Annotated in this window: 12 protein-coding genes; 5 read left to right on the forward strand and 7 right to left on the reverse strand. The window is 73.7% G+C overall.

Annotated elements, in window-relative coordinates; all coding sequences use genetic code 11:
• Positions 1 to 6 precede the first annotated feature (6 nt).
• Positions 7 to 1,557, forward strand: a complete 1,551-nt coding sequence (locus ABZ860_RS19915; RefSeq protein ID WP_357222106.1) for an ABC transporter substrate-binding protein — start codon at positions 7 to 9, stop codon at positions 1,555 to 1,557.
• Between the two features lie 324 nt (positions 1,558 to 1,881).
• On the opposite strand, the gene ABZ860_RS19920 is transcribed toward ABZ860_RS19915, so the two are convergent.
• The 3 genes from ABZ860_RS19920 to ABZ860_RS19930 form a co-directional block, all read right to left on the reverse strand.
• Positions 1,882 to 3,024 carry a cation diffusion facilitator family transporter gene (locus ABZ860_RS19920; RefSeq protein WP_357222108.1) on the reverse strand — a complete coding sequence of 381 codons (1,143 nt, stop codon included), beginning with the start codon at positions 3,022 to 3,024 and terminating at the stop codon, positions 1,882 to 1,884.
• Between the two features lie 120 nt (positions 3,025 to 3,144).
• Positions 3,145 to 6,825 carry a BTAD domain-containing putative transcriptional regulator gene (locus ABZ860_RS19925; protein ID WP_357222110.1) on the reverse strand — a complete coding sequence of 1,227 codons (3,681 nt, stop codon included), beginning with the start codon at positions 6,823 to 6,825 and terminating at the stop codon, positions 3,145 to 3,147.
• Positions 6,825 to 7,391 (reverse strand): GNAT family N-acetyltransferase, encoded by a 567-nt coding sequence (locus ABZ860_RS19930; RefSeq protein ID WP_357222112.1) that lies wholly within the window; start codon positions 7,389 to 7,391, stop codon positions 6,825 to 6,827. Before ABZ860_RS19930 ends, ABZ860_RS19925 begins: the two co-directional genes overlap by 1 nt.
• Before the next feature lie 156 nt (positions 7,392 to 7,547).
• Between ABZ860_RS19930 and ABZ860_RS19935 the strand changes: the two genes are divergently transcribed.
• Together ABZ860_RS19935 and ABZ860_RS19940 are read left to right on the forward strand one after the other, a co-directional pair.
• The gene (locus ABZ860_RS19935; RefSeq protein WP_357222114.1) at positions 7,548 to 8,924 is read left to right on the forward strand and encodes an FAD-binding oxidoreductase; all 1,377 of its coding nucleotides are present in this window, start codon (positions 7,548 to 7,550) and stop codon (positions 8,922 to 8,924) included.
• 10 nt (positions 8,925 to 8,934) lie between these two features.
• Complete coding sequence (locus ABZ860_RS19940) at positions 8,935 to 9,666, forward strand: DUF429 domain-containing protein (protein WP_357222116.1); 732 nt, start codon at positions 8,935 to 8,937, stop codon at positions 9,664 to 9,666.
• Positions 9,667 to 9,780: 114 nt separating this feature from the next.
• On the opposite strand, the gene ABZ860_RS19945 is transcribed toward ABZ860_RS19940, so the two are convergent.
• The 4 genes from ABZ860_RS19945 to ABZ860_RS19960 form a co-directional block, all read right to left on the reverse strand.
• On the reverse strand, positions 9,781 to 10,236 hold the full coding sequence (locus ABZ860_RS19945) for an SRPBCC domain-containing protein (RefSeq protein ID WP_357222118.1): 456 nt from the start codon (positions 10,234 to 10,236) through the stop codon (positions 9,781 to 9,783).
• 45 nt (positions 10,237 to 10,281) lie between these two features.
• Positions 10,282 to 11,037 carry an SRPBCC domain-containing protein gene (locus ABZ860_RS19950; protein WP_357222120.1) on the reverse strand — a complete coding sequence of 252 codons (756 nt, stop codon included), beginning with the start codon at positions 11,035 to 11,037 and terminating at the stop codon, positions 10,282 to 10,284.
• 3 nt (positions 11,038 to 11,040) lie between these two features.
• Positions 11,041 to 11,643: a helix-turn-helix domain-containing protein gene (locus tag ABZ860_RS19955; protein ID WP_357222122.1), complete on the reverse strand. Its 603-nt coding sequence runs from the start codon at positions 11,641 to 11,643 to the stop codon at positions 11,041 to 11,043.
• 205 nt (positions 11,644 to 11,848) lie between these two features.
• Positions 11,849 to 12,745 (reverse strand): endonuclease/exonuclease/phosphatase family protein, encoded by an 897-nt coding sequence (locus ABZ860_RS19960; RefSeq protein WP_357222124.1) that lies wholly within the window; start codon positions 12,743 to 12,745, stop codon positions 11,849 to 11,851.
• A 313-nt stretch (positions 12,746 to 13,058) separates the two neighbouring features.
• Here ABZ860_RS19960 and ABZ860_RS19965 point away from each other — a divergent pair, with 313 nt between their 5' ends.
• Positions 13,059 to 13,682 carry a hypothetical protein gene (locus ABZ860_RS19965; RefSeq protein WP_357222126.1) on the forward strand — a complete coding sequence of 208 codons (624 nt, stop codon included), beginning with the start codon at positions 13,059 to 13,061 and terminating at the stop codon, positions 13,680 to 13,682.
• A 22-nt stretch (positions 13,683 to 13,704) separates the two neighbouring features.
• On the forward strand, positions 13,705 to 13,989 hold the full coding sequence (locus ABZ860_RS19970) for a hypothetical protein (protein WP_357222128.1): 285 nt from the start codon (positions 13,705 to 13,707) through the stop codon (positions 13,987 to 13,989).
• Positions 13,990 to 14,107: the final 118 nt, after the last annotated feature.

Consider the following 14,107-nt stretch of genomic DNA (forward strand, 5'->3'; position numbering starts at 1 on the left):
AAACAGGTGCTCTCCCGCTCCGCCGCGGCGGTCCTTCCCCTCGTCTGCTGCCTGCTGGCGGTCCCCGCGCCGGCCCGGGCCGAGTCCGGCGCCGGCGTCACCGTGTCCACCTGCCCGCCGTACGGTCCGCTGACCCTCGGGGAGGCCGGCTTCTGTGGCGGCGATGTGCTCGATGCCCTGTTCACCGGCCTCGTCGAGTACGACCCCCGCACTTCGCGGGCGACGTACGCGATGGCGCGGTCGATCAGTACCAAGGACAACCGCCGGTTCACGGTCAGGTTGCGTGAGGGCTGGAGGTTCCACGACGGCACCGAGGTGAAGGCGCACAACTTCGTGGACGCCTGGAACCAGGCCGCGGGGGGCATGTCCGGCAACGCCGTCCTGTTCGAGGGCATCAAGGGGTTCGGCTCCCGCGTGATGTCCGGGCTCAGGGTCGTGGACGACCACACGTTCACTATCGAGCTGGAGCGGCCGTTCGGACCGTTCATCCAGAAGCTGGGCCACGTCGCCTTCTCGCCGCTGCCCGACTCCGCGCTGAAGAGCCCCGCGTCGTTCCGGCGCAAGCCGGTCGGCAACGGGCCGTTCCGGGCGGTCACCTGGGCGCCAGGCGGCACGAGCGTGCTGAAGCGGTTCGACGGCTATCCAGGCCGGATGAAGGCGCGGGTCGAGGAGATCACCTACCGGACGTACCGGGACGACAACACGGCCTACGCGGACCTGCTCGGCGGCCGTCTCGACTTCATCTCCCCGATGCCGGCCACCGCGGCGCTCCGTGCGGCCGAGGACCTGGACGGCCGGGTGATCAACCCGGTGATCGGCGTCGTCCAGGAGATCGGCATCCCGCTCCGGCTGGGCACGAACGCCGACCTCCGCAGGGCGCTGTCGATGGCGATCGACCGCGAGGCGATCGCCCGGGATGTCTTCCACGGCAGCCGGACCCCGGCCGACGCGTTCGTCCCGCCGACGGCAGAGGGCGCGAAATCCGGCGCCTGCGGCACGTTCTGCCGTTACGACCCGGCCCTCGCGCGCAAGTACCTCGCCCGGGCGAAGGCGAAGGGTTTCCGCACACCGGCGAGCATCCCGCTCTACTACAACGCCGACGGCGTCGGGTACGAGGAGTGGGTCAAGGCGATCACGGCGAGCGTCGGCAAGGTCTTCAAGGGCGAGGTGACGGTCGTCCCCCGGACGGTGAAGACGTTCGACGAGTTCCAGCGGGCGACCTACAAGGGGACCCTCAAGGGAATGTTCCGGATGGGCTGGCAGCTCGACTTTCCCCACATCCAGAACGCGCTCGGCACGTTTGCCTCCGGCGACGGGTCCAACTTCGGGCTGTACCGCAACCCGCGGTTCGACGCGCTGCTGCGTACGGCCGACCGGGAGGTGTCGAGAGCCAGGGCGATCAAGCTTTACCGGAAGGCCGAGGCGATGCTGGTCCGGGACATGCCGGCGATCCCCCTGTGGTTCTACCGGTACGAGGCCGGCTATTCGCGCAGGATCGCACCACCCGGGCTGACGCCGTTCGGCTGGCTCGACCCGGCCTCGGTGCGGCCCGCCTGACGTTCTTCACTCCGATCCTCACGGTGTCCATGCGGCTCCAGCCCACGCGGCGGGAGCCGTACGCCGCAGCGGGGCTCAGGGGCTTCTGGACGGGGTATTTCGCGTCCAGGTCGGCCGCGCTCGGCCCGGTCTCCGCGCAGGTCGTGACCGCCGCCGCACGCCGCCCTGCCGCCGCCCGGCGAGCCGCTCGCGGCGCTGTGGCACGCGCTCACCGCGCTGCGGGAGTTCCGCCCCTGAACGGCACGTACCGGAACGCAGTGCCTACGAACGGGCCGCGTTCTCGAACGCCTGCGGTTCGCGGACGCGGCGGGTCTCCTGGGGGGATCAACCGGGGCGATGGCGGGCGAGGCCGTCCGAAGGCCGGCCGGCCGGAGGATGGTCGTGCCGGTGGCCGTCGAGCACGGAGTGGTGGTCCACGCCGTCGTGGGGTAGCGGGTCGGCGTGCACGACGGCGGCCGTCAGCCGGGGGATGGCGTGGATGAGGTTGTGCTCGGCCTCGGCCGCGACCCGGTGGGCCTCCACCACCGTCGCCGCCGGGTCGACGACGACCTCGCACTCGGCCCGCAGCCGGTGGCCGATCCAGCGCAGCCGCACCTGACCCAGGCCGAGAACGCCGGGGGTGCCCCGCAGGGTCGCCTCGGCGCGGTCCACGAGAGCGGGGTCGACGGCGTCCATCAGCCGCCGGTACACCTCCCGTGCCGCCTGCCGCAGCACCATCAGGATCGCCACCGTGATGAGCAGGCCGACGACGGGGTCGGCCCAGGTCCAGCCCAGAGCCGCCCCTCCGGCTCCGGCCAGCACGGCCAGTGAGGTGAAGCCGTCGGCGCGGGCGTGCATGCCGTCGGCGACGAGGGCGGCCGAGCCGATCTCACGCCCGACGCGGATGCGGTGGCGGGCGACCAGCTCGTTGCCGGCGAAGCCCACGAGTGCCGCCGCCGCGACGGCCCCCAGGTGGGAGACCTCTCGCGGCTCCAGGAGCCGCCCGATCGCGGCGTACGCCGCGGCGATCGAGGACGCGGCGATCGTCGCGACGATGACCACACCGGCCAGATCCTCCGCCCGTCCGTAGCCGTAGGTGTAACGGCGGGTGGGCGGACGGCGGCCGAGCAGGAAGGCGATCCCGAGCGGCACGGCGGTCAGGGCGTCGGCCGCGTTGTGCAGGGTGTCGCCGAGCAGCGCCACCGACCCCGACAGGGCCACCACCGCCGCCTGGACCAGGGTGGTCGCGCCGAGACCGGCCAGCGACACCCACAACGCGCGCATCCCCCTGGCGGACGACTCCATCACCGGGTCGATCTTGTCGGCGGCCTCGTGCGAGTGCGGGCGCGGCAGATGCGCCATGCGCGCCCGGAGCGTCGCCGCACCCTGCTCATGCCCATGGCCGTGCCCGTGCCCATGTCCGTGCTCATGTCCGTGGCCGTGGCCGTGGCCGTGGCCGTGCCCGGGGGCGGCCTGTCGCTGGCTCATGGCACCCACGATGCCGCGGAAAATCCGCCGCAGCATCTCGACAAGAGCGGGCGGGGCGCAGTTGCGAACGCCCCGCACCTGCCCCGATGTCGGAAGACCCGCCTGCCGGCGCACCGCGCGTCAGGCCGGAGCGCCGCCGGTGCGGCCGGCGTCCCCGGCGGCCGCACGGATGTCGCGCAGGAGGGCCTCGCTGCGGCTCCCGAGATGGGGCAGGCCGAGCCGCCGGTGGGCGTCCCGCCCTGCCTCCGCGTGCGCCAGGGCGGCCGGAACGTCGCCGACCCGGTGCAGGAGCCGGGCGACCACGTCGTGGAGCGTGCCCCACGACAGGCAGCCCGTGCCCATGGTGATGAGCTCGCCGGCGATCGGCCGCAGCTCGCCGAGCAGCTCGTGCGGGTCGGGCCGGCCGAGTTCGGCGGCGACCAGGGCCCACTGCCAGGCGACGAACTGCCACGTCCAGTCGCGTGGCCGCACGGCGCCCCAGCGGTCGATCAGGCGATGGGCCAGCTCGTGGTCGCCCGCCGCCAGCGCGGCGAGGACGGCCGTGGGCCGCGCGATCAGGTTCGACTCCTCGGATGCGGCCTCGACCAGCTCCGCAAGCAGCGGGCTGGGTCGTTCCCGGCACCAGTCGGCGAAGAACGCGTAGATGAGCTTGAGGACGTCCGGCCCCCACAGACTGGTGCGCCGGTAACTGCCGGTGCCGATGACCGCCTGCCGGTCCATCTCCGCCCAGTCGCCCGCCAGCATCGCCCGCCCAGCCGCGGCGTACGCGACCTGGGTCTCGATCTCCGGCATCCGCACTTCGGCGGTGAGCCGCAGGCAGCGGGCCAGCTCCGCGTCGTAGTCGGCGAGCAGCCCCGCCTTCATGAACTTGGGCATGCGGTGCAGACGGGCGATGATCTCGGTGGCCCTGGGCAGGCCGGGGAGGCTCAGCATCTCCTCGGCCGCCCGGTAGCGCTCCTCCTCGTGCTCGGGTGTCCAGGCGGCGATGACGAAGTTGTTCAGCGTGCGGGCCAGCAGCAGGGCGTCGCCGGTGCGCCGGGCCAGTTCCACGGCCTCCAGGGCGTGGCTGCGGCCCTCCTCGCGCCGGTCGCCGTAGTACAGCTCGACGCCGAGCGTGCCGAGCAGCTCCGCGCGGGTGCGCACGGCGTCAGGGCCGAGCCGGGAGAGCTGGTCCTCCAGCACGGTCACCATGCGCTGGTCCACCACGCCGTACGAGCGCCAGTTCCACAGCGTGACGCCGCCGAAGACGGTGGCCGCCTCGATGACGGCGGCGTCGTCGCCGATGCCGGTCGCGAGCGTCACGGCCTCGTCCAGCGCGCTCCGCGCCCCCTCCACGTCGCCGGTCACCCGCCGGGCCTTGCCGAGGCCGATCAGCAGGGCGCAGCGGGTGGCCGCGGGCCCGGGGCCGCAGGCGTCGAGGGCCTGCTCCCAGTAGAGGACGGCCTCGTCGTAGGCGAGCCGGGCCGCCGCCTGCCCGGCCGCCTCCACGGCGTAGGAGACGGCCTTGTCCGCGTAACCGACCCGGGCGGCCAGCCCGAAGTGGTGGGCCAGCGCGGGCAGGCGCGAGGCGGCCTCACCCCACCGCAGGGTCTCGACGGCCTCGCCCACCCGCCCGTGGAGCTGGGCCCGCTGCCTGCGGCTGAGCCCGGAGTACAGCGCCTCCTGCACGAGCGCGTGGGAGAAGCGGTAGTCCCAGCCGCCGTCCACCTCGACCAGCAGTCCGGTGGCGACGGCCGGTTCGAGCAGCATCATCACCCGGGCGCCGCCGACCCCGGTCGCGGTCTCCAGCACGTCGGCGTCCACGTCCCTGCCGATCACGGCGGCGGCCCGCAGCAGGGTCTGGGAGTCCTCCGGCAGCCGCGACACCCGCTGGTTGATCACGTCGCGCACGCCGTCGGGCACCGCCAGGGCGAGCACGTCCGCCACGCCCACCCGGCCCTCGGGATGAGTGCTGGTCAGCAGGCGCAGCAGCTCGCCCAGGAAGAACGGGTTGCCGCCGGTCCTGTCGTGCAGTGCGGAGGCGAGCTCCGGCCCGGGGCCGGTCCAGCCCGCCTCGCGCAGGTAGTCGGCGATCTGCTCCCGAGTGAGCGGAGCGACGGTCATCCGTTCGGTGCCGCGCTGGCGGGTCAGCTCGCCGAGCGCCTCGGTCAGCGCCTGCCTGTCCACCGCCGGCTCAGTCCGTACGGTGGCCAGCACCAGCAGCGGGACGCGATGCAGGTCAGCGCCGAGGAAGGTGAGCAGCTTCAGCGAGGCGGCGTCCGCCCAGTGCAGGTCCTCCACCACGACCAGCACCGGGGCGGCGCAGGCCCGTTGTGCGAGCGCCCGCGCCACGCTGTCGTGCAGCAGGAAGCGGGCGGTGTCGGGGTCGGCAGTGTCCGTGCGGTCGCCGTCCGAGAGGCGGTGGGCGAGGCCGGCGAGCTCGCCGCCCGCCTCCCCGGCCTCCGCAGCGTTCCCGGTCTCGGCGGCCTCGCCGGTCGCCGGAGCGCTGTCCGCCGCCGCGGCAGGGGCCGTCGCCGGAGCATGGGCCGTTTTCGGAGCCCGGTCCGTGCCCAGGGCGTCGAGCGCCTGGATCCAGGGCCAGAACGCCGGGGCGCCGCTGCCCTCGACGCACCTGCTCCAGGCGACCGCGGCGCCACGCTCGGCCGCCATGCTCGCGGCGGCCTCCGCGAGGCGGGTCTTGCCGATGCCGGACTCCCCGCTCACCAGGAACACCCCGCCCACGCCCCGGCGCAGGTCGTCGAGCCGCTCGGCGATCCGGCGCAGGTGGGGCTCCCGCCCCACGAGTCCCGGGACGGCCGCGTCCCCGGCGTTCTCGTCCCCGGCGTTCCCGGCCCTGGTGTTCTCGTCCCCGGTGTTCTCGCCGGCTGCGCCACCCCGCTCGCCTGCGCCCGTGCCCGCCCCGCCGCCTTTGCGCCCGCTTGCCGCCGCCTCCGCCGGTACGGCGACCACGGGAGCCCACGCCCCCGCCAGGGTCTCGTCCTGGACGAGGATGGCCTGCTCCAGCCGCCGCAGTTCGGGACTCGGGTCGAGGCCGAGTTCGTCGCCGAGCAGCGTGCGGCAACGCTGGTAGGCGGCCAGCGCCTCGGCCTGCCTGCGCTCCCGGTAGAGGGCCCGCATGAGCAGCGCCCACAGGCCCTCGCGGTAGGGGTCCTGGTCCAGCAGGCGCTCCACCTCGACCGTCACCTCGGCCGCCCGTCCGAGCGCGAGCCACGCCTCGGCGCGTACGGTCAGCGCGTGCAGGCGGGTCTCGCTCAGCCGGGCGACGGTGGACCGGGCGAACGGCTCGTCCGCCAGGTCGGCCAGCGGCTCGCCCCGCCACAGCGCCAGCGCCGGGCCCAGGATCCGCTCGGCCTCCTCGGCACGGCCCGCGGCCAGCGCGGCGTGCGCGGCCTCGGCCGCCCCGCAGAACCGCTCGGCGTCGACCTGGTCAGGCTCGATGTCGAGCAGGTAGCCGGGCTCCCGCGTACGCAGCACCCGGGCCGGGGAGCGCGGGCTGCGCCGCGGTTCGAGCGTCCTGCGCAGATGCGAGATGTACGCCTGGAGCGTTCCCGTGGCGCTGGAGGGCGGCTCGTCCCGCCACAGCCGGTCGATGAGCTGGTCGAGCGGCACGACATGAGGCGCGTTCAGCAACAGCAGCGTCAGCACGGCCCGCTGCTTGCGGGGCCCGAGATCGAGGATCGTCCCCGTGCCGTCGGCGACCTCCAGTGTGCCGAGGAGGCGGAAGTCCAGGACGGAGCCCTGCCGGCCGTCCAGGCCCGGGCGCGGCGCCGGTATTCGCGCGCCGCCGATGCTCGTGCGCATCACAACTCCCGAGAGAGCCAGGTGGCCCAGGGCCGGATATCTGGCTCATCATACCCAGATGTCCGCTCGTTCTCGTGAGGGAAACCGCGGTCCGTCGCGTCCCTGGAACCGGCGCTGAAACCAGCGCTGGAACCTGTGCTGAACCCGGCGCTCTCCAGCAGGGCGCGCAGGCCGTCGTCCCCCGGCCCGGGGAGGAACCGCACGGCCCGGACCCCGTCCGCGCGCAGCTCCATCAGCAGGTCGTCGAGCAGGCGGCGGCCCAGCCCCCGGCCGCGATACGGCACGGCCACGGCGAGCGCGTGCAGGAGGGCCGGCCGCGGAACGTGCCGGGGCGCCCCGGTCTCCAGCAGCGCGGCGGCGAGCGGAGCGGCGGCGGCCGGATGGGCGAGGTCGGTCAGCACGTAGAGGCGGCACCGGGAGGCCGGCGCCTCGCGCAGGACCTTTTCCAGCGACGGCCCGATGATCCGGGCTCCCGGCGCGCCCGGGTGCGCCGGGACCTCGCGCAGCAGCAGTGTTCCCGGCGACGCGGCGTACCGCGGCCGGCGCTTGTTCGACGGCGACGACATCGCCCCAGCGTGCGCGGGCTGTCTTGGACACTCCTAGGACGTCTCTAGGACCCTTCCCAACGCTCCGCCGGACTCCGGCCCGGCGGGCGCAAGAGAACACCAAGACCCGGCTGCGACAACTGTCCCCGCACAGACGACGACATCCGGAGGACGGACATGCACAGCACCATCGAAGACGCGCTGCGGGGACAGGTCGCCGGCCGGGTCCTGGTCGAGGGACAGGACGGGTTCGAGGAGGAGTCCGCCGGGTTCAACCTCGCCGTGCGCCACCGGCCCGCCGTGATCGTCGCGGCGCGGGACGCCGGCGATGTGGCCGCGGCCGTACGGCTCGCCGCCGCGCACGGGCTGCCCGTGGCCGTGCAGTCGACCGGCCACGGCGCCGTGCAGGCGGCCGACGGCGCGGTCCTGATCAGCACCCGTGCGATGCGGGAGGTCGTGGTGGACCCCTCCGCCCGCACCGCCACGATCGCGGCCGGCTGCACGTGGGGCGAGGTCGTCGCCGCCGCGGCGCCGTACGGCCTGGCCCCGCTGTGCGGCTCGGCCACCGGTGTCGGCGTGGTCGGCTTCACGCTCGGCGGCGGCATCGGGCCGATCGCGCGGACCTTCGGGTTCGCGGCCGACCACGTGCGGGAGCTCACCGTCGTCACCGGGGACGGCGTGGTCCGCGCCGCCGACGCGGTCCGCGAGCCCGACCTGTTCTGGGCGCTGCGCGGCGGCAAGGCCGGGTTCGGCGTCGTCACCTCGATCACCGTGGACCTGCTGCCGCTCACCGGCCTGTACGGCGGCGGCCTGTTCTACGCCGCCGAGGACGCCGGGCGGGTCCTGCACGCCTACCGGACCTGGGCGGGCACGCTGCCGGAGACCACCACCACCTCGGTCGCGCTGCTGCGCCTGCCCCCGCTGCCCGAGCTGCCGCCGCAGCTCAGCGGCAGGTTCGTCGTCCACCTGCGGGTCGCCCACGTGGGCGAGGGGCAGGAGGCCGAGGCGCTGCTGGCCCCCATGCGGGCCGTCGCCGAGCCGGTGCTCGACGCCGTCGGGCCCCTGCCGTACGCGGCGATCGACTCCATCCACCAGGACCCGACCCAGCCCATGCCGGTCGCGGAGCGGGGCGCGCTGCTGCGCGAGCTGACGGCCGAGACCGTGGAGGCGCTGCTCGCGGTCGCCGGTCCGGCCGCGCGGGTTCCGCTGGCCGTGGTCGAGCTCCGTCAGCTCGGCGGGGCGCTCGCCCGTCAGCCCAAGGAGCCCAACGCCGTGGGCGGGCGCGACGGCGCCTTCACGCTGCTGGCCGTCGGCGCGCCGGTGCCCGAGCTGATGGACACGGCCGTCCCCGCGGCCGTACGGGCCGTGATCGAGGCCCTCGCGCCCTGGTCGACGGGCGGCGCGCTGATCAACTTCCAGGGCGGCGCCCTGGCTCCCGGGCAGATCTCCCGGGCCTGGCCGGAGGAGACGCTGCGGCGGCTGGCGAAGCTGCGCGAGGTCTACGACCCGGCGAACCTGTTCCGCTTCGGCCACGTCGTTCCCCGCCAGGGCTGAGCATGGCCTCATGAACGATGCTCGTGTGCTCGGCGTCGACGCGTGCAGGGCGGGCTGGATCGGGGTGGTCCCGCCCGCCGGCCCCGGGGACGGAGGCGCGGCCCGCGCCTACTTCGCGCCTCGCGTCGCGGACCTGGTCGCCCTGGCGGACGCGGACGGCGAGGTCGCCGTCGTGGCGGTGGACATGCCGATCGGACTGCCCGACGGTGCCCCCGGCGGCCCTCCGGGCCGGGGCCGCCGTCTCGCCGACGTCCTGACGCGCGCGGAGCTCGGCCCCCGGTGGCGGTCGGTGTTCATGACCCCGGCGCGCGCCGCGCTCGAGGCGGACGACTACGCCTCGGCCGTGGCCGTCAACCGCCGCCTGACCGGCGAGGGCGTCTCCCGTCAGGCGTTCGGGCTGAAGGAGAAGCTGCTGGAGGTCGAGGGCTGGGTGCGGGAGGCGGGCAGGCGCGTCGTGGAGGTCCACCCCGAGCTGAGCTTCGCCCGGCTCGCCGGGGCGCCCCTGCCGCATCCGAAGACGACGTGGGCGGGCGCCGAACGGCGGCGAGGACTGCTGGCGGCGGCGGGCGTCGTGCTCGCGGGCGACCTCGGCCCGGCCGGGGCGGCGGCGGGGGTCGACGACGTGCTCGACGCGGGCGCCGCCGCCTGGACGGCCCTGCGGGTGGCGTCCGGGGAGGCCCGGCCCCTGCCCGATCCTCCCGAGGTCTTCTCCGACGGCGTCCCCTGCGCCATCTGGGCCTGACGAAGGCTTCCGGGTGCGGCCGCTGCTTCACGCGGGGCGGTGTGACGGCCGCGGGCATGCCGGAGCCGTACGCCGCGCCCCCTGAGGGAGCGCGGCGTACGGCCGGGGGAGATATCAGGCGAGGTGCTCGGCGAGCCGGTCGAAGAACTGGAGCCAGCCCGCCTTCGCGGCCTCGGCGTGCGCCGCGTCGGTGTTGTAGCCCTCCTGCGTGAAAGTCATCTCCGTGCGGTCCCCGAGGTCGGTGAGCGTGACGGTCGCGACCGAGGCCACGGCGCCCTCCTGGTTGTCCGGGTCGCCGGTGGTGAACACCAGCCGCTCCGGCCCTGCGATCTCCCGGTAGACCCCGCCGAGGGGGGCCTTCGCGCCGTCCGGCGAGACGAGGCACGCGCTCCACTCGCCGCCGGGACGCAGGTCCATGGTGATCAGCGAGACCGGGGTGGTGAAGCCGTGCGGGCCGAACCACTGGCTGAAGCGCTCCGGCTCGGTCCACGCCGCGAAGACGGTCTCGCGGGGAGCGTCCAGGACGCGGGTGATGGTGTATTCGAGGTCGGGGGTGTTCGTCATCGTCATGCCCTTCGTGGTCAGGAGTTCGGACGTGCGTTCTTGCGAGGAGGCTCAGGGGAAGAGCCGGGAGAGCCAGGACCGCCAGGCGGCCTCGACCTGCTCCTGGTCGGCGTCCTCGGCGAAGACGTGGTGCCCGAGGACCACGACGTTCCCCCGCTTCGGACCGGAGTGGATGAACCGGTAGAGCCCGTCGGCGGTCCGCACGCCGAGGAAGGTCGGGAAGCCGGCGTAGTCGACCACCCCGTCCTCCGGCGCCAGCCCGTCCACCGCGAGGCGTACGGGGTCGCCCAGCCGGACCGTGGTCGGCAGCCCCAGCGCGTCCTTGATCGCCGCCCAGGCCGGCTCGGTCTCGGCCGCCTGGGGGCGTACGGCGGACACGACCGTGGCCGGGCGTCCGCGGAAGTGGGTGAGGTACTGCGCGAGCTTGTGCAGGTACATGTCCCAGCCGACGCCCATCGCCTCGAACTCGGTTTCCCAGTCGTCGCCGAGGAAGCCGTGCTGGACCAGGCGCAGGACCGTGCTGCCGTGGTCGCGTCCCTCGATGAGGTACTCGAACGCCATGAACGTGCCGTCGGGGTTCTCGTCGCCGCGGTACGCGAACCGCTTGCCCGGCTCGTACGCGGTGACGGTGGTGCCTTCGGTGTTGCCGAACATGGTGAACCGGCCGCGGCCGCCCTCGACGGGCTCGATCTCGGTGCGTCCCATGAACCAGGAGTCCACCCCCGGGCCGGTGGCGATCGCCTCCCAGACCTGCTCGGGGGTCGCGTCCAGCTCGATTTCCTTGCGCAGTTCGAACTCGTGGGGCACGCCTCAGCGCTCCTCGGTGTCGGCCGTCCGGGGGACGGCGGGATGGACGGCGACGACCAGGCGGTGATCGCGCCCGCCTTCGGCCGAATCGTCGTGGTACTTGCTCACGAGCGCGGCCACGGCGGCCGACAACTCCTCGGCGAACGCGGCCCGGTCGGCGGCCGAGGCGAAGCGCACCCGGCCGTCGATGGCGAACGTCGCGAGCTTCTTGCGTGCCTGGGACGCTCCGACGATCAGCGTGCCCACGTCGCGTACGAGCTGGGCGGCGAGCGCCAGCAGCCACCGCGCCGACAGCCGGTCGGGCGAGCGCGACGGATCGGGCGCTACCGACGCCAGCGCGGCGGGAGAGATCACGAACGAAGCCGCCGTCGCCCGCATGACGCGCTCGTTGACATTGCCCTTGCGGCGCTCCTCGACCAGCTCCACGAGGCCGTGCCGCTCCAGGGTCTTGAGGTGGTAGTTCACCTTCTGCCTCGGCAGCCCCACCTTGGCCGCCAGCATGGTCGCCGAGTTGGGCTCCGTCAGCTCGGCGAGCAACCGCGCCCGCATCGGATCCAGGGAGGCCTCCGCCGCCGCCGGGTCCTCGATCACCGCCACGTCCTTCATGCCTCAAGGATGGCTCCGACAAACAAAATTGTCAAGGCAAAGAGACGTGTCGGTAGCGAAGGCGGCGGTGGGCTGCCCGCTGTGCGGCTCGCCGGGCGGCGCCGGCACGTGCTCGCCGCGAAGACGCCGGAGCGGCGTGTCGTAGGACTCGGTCGGTGCACGGCGACGACGTACGACGCCGACAGTGCGGGCGGGAACGCGGCGCTCAGGAGCCGAGGGTGAGGAGCCCGACCAGAATCCGGTGGTCGGAGCAGGACGTGCCGCCGCAACTGTGCGGGGAGGACCGCGCGTCGCCGGTCGAGGCGGAGGCCACGTAGTCGTCCTCGTGGCTGAAGATCATGTCGATCTTCCCTCCGGTGCCGCACGGGCCGCCGCCGTTGGCCCCCTCCTCCGTCGTCTCGCCGTACCCGGTGCAGTAGACGGGGTCGGCGTCGTCCACCTCTCGGTAGTGGCCGGTGTTGTTGCGATTGTCGGGGGTGTTCACCTGGGCGGAGTAGTACGGGTCCATCCGCGCCCAGTCCGGGCCCACGTTGAAGTCACCCGCGAGGATCACCTGGTCGCCGTCGGCGCGGTAGCCGTCGACGTGGCCGAAGATCGCCTTGAGCTGCGTCGCCCGGTAGGCGTCGACGAAGGTGGCGTGGACGGTGCAGAACCGCAGCCGCGGCGGGCTCTTCAGCGGTGCGCACAGGAGATGGCGCGGCTCGTTCCCGTCGTAGGGCAGGGTGAACCGGTCGGCCGGCCCGAGCGGCTGCTTGCTGAACAGCGCGATGCCGTAGTCCTTGCCGCCGCACGGGCCGCCCGACCGGCCGGGGATGGTGGTCTCGAACCGGGCGAAGTCGGCCGGGTCCACCGGCCAGTCCACCGCGCGCAGCTGGGTGATCATGGCGGTGAACTGCTGCGCGCACACCTCGTTCAGCGAGGCGAAGACGGCGCGGTTGTCCTGGATCGACTGGACGGCCGCGGCCACGAGCCCGTCTGTGGTGGAACCGTGGTGCATGGCGTTGCCCGCGATGTTCCAGTGCCAGACGCGGTACGAGGTCGTGGCCCGCGCCGCGTGCGCCGGCGGGGACGCCAGTGCGGGCAGCAGCGCAGCCAGGGCCACCGCGGCCCATTTCAGCCCTATCACGTCATTCCCCAAAGTCGTCGGCTGTCACGTAGGTGATCATGCCACTTCGGGTGCACCACTACGGCCCGGCACTCCAGAGCCCAGGACGGGGCCGGGACGGGGAGTGCGGCCGGACATATGCCGGCACCTCCACGCCGGAGTATGACCGGCGCGGTCCGTCGCGTCACCGCGCCCGAGTGCCAAGTCGGCCTTATCCACTCATTACGCCTATAACGTTGTGCGACTGATCTGTCACGCGATGTAATCACATCGGCGATGGGCCGGACCTACTGGCTCCGAAGGAGTGAATATGACGTTCACAGCTATGAACCCCACGTCCATGGCGACCACGCTGGGGTACGGCGCTCAGCACCAGATCTCGCCCCTGCAGCAGCTCGGTCAGCAGATCCCGGCGATGCAGCAGCAGCTGTCGCCGCTGGCGATGATCCAGCAGGAGGAGCACATCCTCCCGCAGGAGCACCTGGTGAGCCCGGTGACCTTCTGGACCAAGGTCGCGCGCTACAGCGTGCGTTACGGCGCTCCCGCGGCCCGCCAGATGCTGGAGGGCGTGCTCTACCAGCACCAGGTCCGGGAGCAGATCCAGCAGCAGGTTCAGCAGCAGATGCTTCCGCCGCAGGTTCTGCAGGCCCTGCAGGCCATCCAGGCCCAGGCCCAGCAGATCCCGCAGGTCTACGGCCAGCCGTACGCCGCCCAGGCCTACGCGCAGCACCCCGGCCAGCAGGCCCTTCAGTTCGGCGCCCCGTCCATCCACGGCGCGTACGGGCAGCAGGTCCCGCTGACCATGCAGCCGCTGTCGCAGGTCTACGGCCAGGCCTACGGCCAGCCGTACGGCCAGGGCTACGGCCAGGGCTACGGCCAGCTGCACCAGCAGGCCGCTCAGCAGGTCCCGGTGCCGGCCGGTGCCGCACTCTGATCGGAGGAACACCGTGGAGTCGATGGGTCCCGGGATGGGTCCGGTGACGCCCCCGGCCGTGGGAGTCGCGACGGGGCATCCGGCGCCGGTCGCGCCGCTGCAGGCGCACTGCGCCGTGACGCTCCAGCGGCTGTACGGCTGGCTGCAGGCGTCACTCCCGCAGGCGCCCCAGGTCGCGGGGATCATCCCGCTGCTGGTGCAGGCGGTACAGCTGTACCGGGCCGGGCGGTACGACGCGTGCCTGGCGCAGATCCAGTTCGCGCTCGGCGCCGTCGCCCCCGGGCGGCCCACGGTTCCACTGCTGTGACGTGATCACCTCGGTGGCCCGGACCGGTCGGCGGCCGGTCCGGGCCCCCGCCGTCCCGAGACCGGCGAAATGTGATGACAGAGCCTGAACCGCCCGCCGCGCCGTACGCGGCGCGGCC

This window comes from Microbispora sp. NPDC046973, assembly GCF_040644495.1.
Lineage (GTDB): Bacteria > Actinomycetota > Actinomycetes > Streptosporangiales > Streptosporangiaceae > Microbispora.

What these genes read in the sequence shown, in the direction of transcription:
- ABZ860_RS19920 (WP_357222108.1), bottom strand. Translation starts at nt 3,024, where the DNA reads ATGAGCCAGCGACAGGCCGCCCCCGGGCACGGCCACGGCCACGGCCAC.
- ABZ860_RS19925 (WP_357222110.1), bottom strand. Translation starts at nt 6,825, where the DNA reads ATGCGCACGAGCATCGGCGGCGCGCGAATACCGGCGCCGCGCCCGGGC.
- ABZ860_RS19930 (WP_357222112.1), bottom strand. Translation starts at nt 7,391, where the DNA reads ATGTCGTCGCCGTCGAACAAGCGCCGGCCGCGGTACGCCGCGTCGCCG.
- ABZ860_RS19935 (WP_357222114.1), top strand. Translation starts at nt 7,548, where the DNA reads ATGCACAGCACCATCGAAGACGCGCTGCGGGGACAGGTCGCCGGCCGG.
- ABZ860_RS19940 (WP_357222116.1), top strand. Translation starts at nt 8,935, where the DNA reads ATGAACGATGCTCGTGTGCTCGGCGTCGACGCGTGCAGGGCGGGCTGG.
- ABZ860_RS19945 (WP_357222118.1), bottom strand. Translation starts at nt 10,236, where the DNA reads ATGACGATGACGAACACCCCCGACCTCGAATACACCATCACCCGCGTC.
- ABZ860_RS19955 (WP_357222122.1), bottom strand. Translation starts at nt 11,643, where the DNA reads ATGAAGGACGTGGCGGTGATCGAGGACCCGGCGGCGGCGGAGGCCTCC.
- ABZ860_RS19965 (WP_357222126.1), top strand. Translation starts at nt 13,059, where the DNA reads ATGACGTTCACAGCTATGAACCCCACGTCCATGGCGACCACGCTGGGG.
- ABZ860_RS19970 (WP_357222128.1), top strand. Translation starts at nt 13,705, where the DNA reads ATGGGTCCCGGGATGGGTCCGGTGACGCCCCCGGCCGTGGGAGTCGCG.